The organism is Albidovulum sp., from assembly GCF_049646345.1.
Classification (GTDB): domain Bacteria; phylum Pseudomonadota; class Alphaproteobacteria; order Rhodobacterales; family Rhodobacteraceae; genus Albidovulum.
In genome coordinates this window covers 1-4,192 of the sequence record NZ_JBARVQ010000356.1, presented here as the reverse complement: position 1 = coordinate 4,192, position 4,192 = coordinate 1, and the positions used below count along the sequence as shown (strand labels likewise).

At 57.5% G+C, this 4,192-nt stretch carries 7 protein-coding genes; 5 read left to right on the top strand and 2 right to left on the bottom strand.

Annotation, left to right across the window (positions count from 1 at the left end; translation table 11 throughout):
- A partial coding sequence (locus tag WBB85_RS08925; protein WP_432638273.1) for a MobA/MobL family protein occupies window positions 1–752 on the top strand: 752 nt, incomplete at its 5' end.
- Window positions 753–755: 3 nt separating this feature from the next.
- On the opposite strand, the gene WBB85_RS08920 is transcribed toward WBB85_RS08925, so the two are convergent.
- Together WBB85_RS08920 and WBB85_RS08915 are read right to left on the bottom strand one after the other, a co-directional pair.
- Entirely contained in the window at window positions 756–1,043 is a 288-nt protein-coding gene (locus WBB85_RS08920; protein WP_432638272.1) for a DUF3892 domain-containing protein, read from the bottom strand.
- Between the two features lie 93 nt (window positions 1,044–1,136).
- A complete protein-coding gene (locus tag WBB85_RS08915) occupies window positions 1,137–1,400 on the bottom strand; it encodes a DUF3892 domain-containing protein (RefSeq protein ID WP_432638271.1) in 264 nt (87 codons plus the stop codon).
- A 33-nt stretch (window positions 1,401–1,433) separates the two neighbouring features.
- Here WBB85_RS08915 and WBB85_RS08910 point away from each other — a divergent pair, with 33 nt between their 5' ends.
- The 4 genes from WBB85_RS08910 to WBB85_RS08895 all read left to right on the top strand — a co-directional run.
- Complete coding sequence (locus tag WBB85_RS08910) at window positions 1,434–2,165, top strand: helix-turn-helix domain-containing protein (RefSeq protein WP_432638270.1); 732 nt, start codon at window positions 1,434–1,436, stop codon at window positions 2,163–2,165.
- Window positions 2,162–3,037 carry an ImmA/IrrE family metallo-endopeptidase gene (locus WBB85_RS08905; protein WP_432638269.1) on the top strand — a complete coding sequence of 292 codons (876 nt, stop codon included), beginning with the start codon at window positions 2,162–2,164 and terminating at the stop codon, window positions 3,035–3,037. Before WBB85_RS08910 ends, WBB85_RS08905 begins: the two co-directional genes overlap by 4 nt.
- Before the next feature lie 14 nt (window positions 3,038–3,051).
- Window positions 3,052–3,528 (top strand): hypothetical protein, encoded by a 477-nt coding sequence (locus tag WBB85_RS08900; protein ID WP_432638268.1) that lies wholly within the window; start codon window positions 3,052–3,054, stop codon window positions 3,526–3,528.
- 459 nt (window positions 3,529–3,987) lie between these two features.
- Window positions 3,988–4,192: ArdC-like ssDNA-binding domain-containing protein (locus tag WBB85_RS08895; protein ID WP_432638267.1), on the top strand; the 205-nt coding region annotated here is incomplete at its 3' end.

Here is a 4,192-nt window from a genome sequence, read left to right as displayed (position 1 = left end):
TGACCACCACCCGCGTTTTGTCTGCCGAGGGGCTGACCGACAAAACCCGCATTCTCGATGCCGCCAGCACCGGCGGGCCGGAGATCGAGGCGATGCGCGGGGTTTGGGCGGAGCTGCAAAACCATGCCCTTGAGCTGGAAGGGCAGGTTGAGCGCGTTGATCATCGGTCATTGGAGGTGCAGCGCGAGGTTGCGCTGTCCCGTGGTGACACGTTGAAGGCTGAAGAGTTGGACCGCGAGCCTGAGCTGAAGCTTGGCCCGGCGGCCAATGCCATCGAGCGCCGGGAACAATTCGCCGCCGAGGCCGAGGGCCGCGAGTATGAACCGCTGACCCAAAGGGGCGCGCGGGTGCATGCCGTGCGTCAGGCCAAGGCGATGTTCGCGGAAATGCGCGAGCGGTTGGAGCTGGCGCGCGATGCCTGGGCCGAGGCGCGCGAAGAAGGGCAGGGCCACGTCAGTGCCGGGTTGGCGGCGTTGCGCGCCGTCGCAGGGCGGCAGGCGAAGGAGCTGGGCCAGGATGAGATCAAGCAGCGTCTGGCGCGCATTGCGGGGCGTGATCTTGGGGCAGATGGCACCGGCCATGAAGCTGGGTCCGATACTATCCGCGACCGGCTAAAGCAGGTGCTTGGGCGGGACAAGCCCGATCCGCGTCAGGAGCAGCAGCGAAAGTTGGAAGAAGAGCGCGAAAAACAGCGTCAGCTTGAGCTGGAAAGGCAACGCGAACGCGACAGGGACTTGGGTTGGGAACTGTGAGCTCTATTTGCACCGGGGCAGGCTCAGAAGGTTGTTCGGCTCGTCGCCATCGGCTTCAGTTTTGAGGTACTTCTTACCGTTGCGTTTGGCGATGATCACCCAGACAGATTTGCCATTCGCGCTGGTCCAGAAACGCCATTTTCCATCTTCAATGCCTTTGATGGCAACATCGAGCTTGATGCACCAACCGCCGCCGCCCGTGCCTCCGCTGGTCCCGCCAATGCTATCGATGCGACGATCAGCATCCGCACTATCGGGAATTATGCAGGTAATCTGATGGTCTTGCGGCATGACATCTACCTTTCTGTTTACGTTCAAAGCCAGAGGGATTTGGGCTCGCAGAAGCTTTGCTGTCCGCGAGCCTAGTTGTTGCAGTGCATCGGCTTAACAGTCCGGAAGGTTGTCCAGATTGTTCTTCGAAGACTTGTCTGCGGTCGAACGGAGGTACTTTCCGGTGGCTCCGTTCACGACAGTGACGTTGACCCGAGTGGTGCCAGGCTGTTGCACGAAGTAGGTATGCAGGCCGTTCTCGATGTCGCGGATCGCATCAGCCTTCAAGCGGGGCGACCATGTTTCGCCAGCCTTGCAGAGCTTCGTGATATCCCCGTCGTTGTCTTTTCCGGATGCGGTAACTTGTCTGTCAGCCATTTTTAGACGCTCCTTGGTAAGTTGAGATACAGCGTGGCTTCAGCCAACCCTGTTTGGAAGGGGTGCCGGGGGCTACCAGGCACTCCTCTGTTTCTGCGTCACTTTTTGTTCGGACGCTGTGTCAGTGCTGAAGCCGCCGCTGTCTTCGCAGCCGGGCTAGACTTCGGATTGCTGAGAACTTTTGACGCTGCTGATGCAGCCTTCGCGCTCGTCACTTCGTTGTTTGACTTTGCCATATTGATCACCTCCTTCCTTTCCTCACGTGTCCGGTCTTCGCTCAAGGTGGTCGATTCTCTCTTGACCAAGTCCTTGTTTGGTTATAGTTTTTATGACGAAAACGTAGGATGGCCCGCTAAAGAAAAAGGCCAAATGGCCCCAGCGATATCCTACGATATCGTCATAAATATAATGACTGGATGCGTCATGTCAACTGCTGATGAACCGGATGGCGTGTTTGCTGCCCGACTGCGTGCTGCTCGTGAGCAGAGAGAGCTGAACCAAACAGAACTTGCAAAGATAACGGGACTTCAACCTGCTGCGATTGGTCACTTTGAAGCGAACCGCCGGAAACCGTCGTTCGCCAATATTCGCGCTTTGGCAAAAGCGCTTGGCGTATCTTCAGACTACCTGTTGGGCAGGGCGGACACCATCAAAGGCTCCACAACAGCCTTCAGGAATGAGGAGAGCCTGTCTCACGCAGACCGCGAAAGCATTCAGCTGATGATCGACACGCTTGCGCGGCGGCGGGAGGATCGTGAGAAGTGAGCAAGTTTCGCCTTCTCATGGCGCGGCAGTGTGGTGAGAAGATCGCTGCAGACGGTGGCTTCACTGGGTTTCCCGTAGACCCCTTTGCGATTGCTGCCAAAGAGGAAATTCTGGTTGAGGCCAAGGACCCCGACCGTAAAGGCATGAGCGGCTGCATCGTCTTCACCGACGACGGAGTTGGCATCATTTACGCAACCGACATCCGCAGCGAAGGATTCCGCCGGTTCACCGTTGCCCACGAACTTGGGCACTATTTTCTCGATGGCCATCCTGAGGAAATCGCGAAGACCGGGCCTGTGCACTTCTCTAGGGCGGGGTTTGTTCAAGGGAACAGTTCGATAGAAATCGAAGCGGACCACTTCGCCTCAGGCCTTCTGATGCCAACCCGGCTGACGCGCGAGGCGCTTTACCAGGCGCCGATTGGCCTTGGGGGTGTTCAGCATCTAGCTACCGTGGCCGAAGCCTCCCTCACTGCGGCTGCCATCAGGACCGCCGAATGTGCGCCTTATCCGGTGGCAATCATCGTCAGTGAGCGCGAGCAAGTGTCGTACGGGTTTATGTCTGAGAGCTTCAAGAAGCTTGGAAAGCTGCGCTTTCTGCGAAAAGGGGATGGATTGCCGCACACGGGCACGCGCGCCTTCAATGCGGTGGCAGACAACATCCGCCTAGGGCGTTCTGTTTGCTACCAGTCCACTCTCGCGGATTGGTTCGGCGGACCGGCGGGCACCATTATTGACGAAGAGGTTGTTGGGCTAGGCAGCTACGGCTACACCCTTACGGTCCTGTCCAGCGAAGCGCTGACTGACGATCCCTATGAAGATGAGGACGAAGAGGCAGCACTTCTCGAAAGCTGGGCCCCAAAATTTCGTTGAGAGGGTGATAATTTATGGGCGAGGGCTTCAATTTTCGACAGCTCAAGGAACGCATCTTGGCGATGAGCCAAGCGATTGACTGGGAGGTTGCGCGTAAAGAGTGGGGTCTCGTAGGCATCCATGATGTTGATGAGCCCGAGACATGCCTTTGTGGGCATTTCCCAATCAACGAAATTTGCCACATACATAATCGAGTTACAGGGCAGTCAACAGATGTAGGAAATCAGTGTGTTAAGCGCTTCCTCGGTCTGCGCTCTGACCTGATTTTTACTGCGATAAAGCGCGTCCGTAGAGATCCTACCAAAGCTCTCAATGCCGATGCTGTTGCGTACTTCTATGAACGAGGCCTTTTGAGCTCATGGGAATACGGCTTTCTTCAGAACACGATGCGTAAACGCAACCTTTCAGCCGCACAGCTGGAGACGCGGCTCCGGATCAATGAAAAGGTTATGCTCGCAGTTAAGAAGCGTGGTTTTCAAGGACCAGGCTGATTTGGGGGAATGCAGTGCTAAAGTCCTGAAACCGCAAGCTTTGGCAGCTTGGCGTGCATACTAGATGAGCAATCCCGGCCACAGGCCGGGCTTTGGTTTGGCCAAGGACAGAGGCAGGGATCGACGGGCAAAGCCCACTCACCCCACCCCTGACGACATTTGAATCCAAGTTTCCGCCTGCCATCCGTGCAGGCCCGAGAAAACCGGCAAGCGCCGCCGCAAGCGGCGTCGGTTCCTGTCGAGAAATCCGGTTCCTCCCACGCGCAAGCGCGCGGTTCCCTCCCAATTTCACGCCCTCCACCCAGTTGTCACGGTCCTGCCCGGCCGCAGGACGGGCGTTGCCCTTACCTGCTCTGCCGTCCGGAATGCATGGGCATTCCAGACAGCAGATCAGGAAGGCCCGCCCATTGGCGGAAAAGGGAAGAGAAGCCCGGCCCGCCCGACAACGGAGGGTCACAAATGACCGATGCAAAATTCGACGTTTACAGCCATGTTACGGAACAGATCATCGCCCAGATTGAGGCCGGAACCCCGCCGTGGCGCAAACCTTGGACCGGAGGAGCCGCAGGCGCAGCCCTGCCCATGCGATGGAACGGCGAAGCCTATCGCGGTATCAACATTCTGATGCTTTGGGCTATGGCCGCTGCAAAGGGTTACAGCTTAG

What these genes read in the sequence shown, in the direction of transcription:
- WBB85_RS08900 (WP_432638268.1), top strand. Translation starts at nt 3,052, where the DNA reads ATGGGCGAGGGCTTCAATTTTCGACAGCTCAAGGAACGCATCTTGGCG.
- WBB85_RS08915 (WP_432638271.1), bottom strand. Translation starts at nt 1,400, where the DNA reads ATGGCTGACAGACAAGTTACCGCATCCGGAAAAGACAACGACGGGGAT.
- WBB85_RS08920 (WP_432638272.1), bottom strand. Translation starts at nt 1,043, where the DNA reads ATGCCGCAAGACCATCAGATTACCTGCATAATTCCCGATAGTGCGGAT.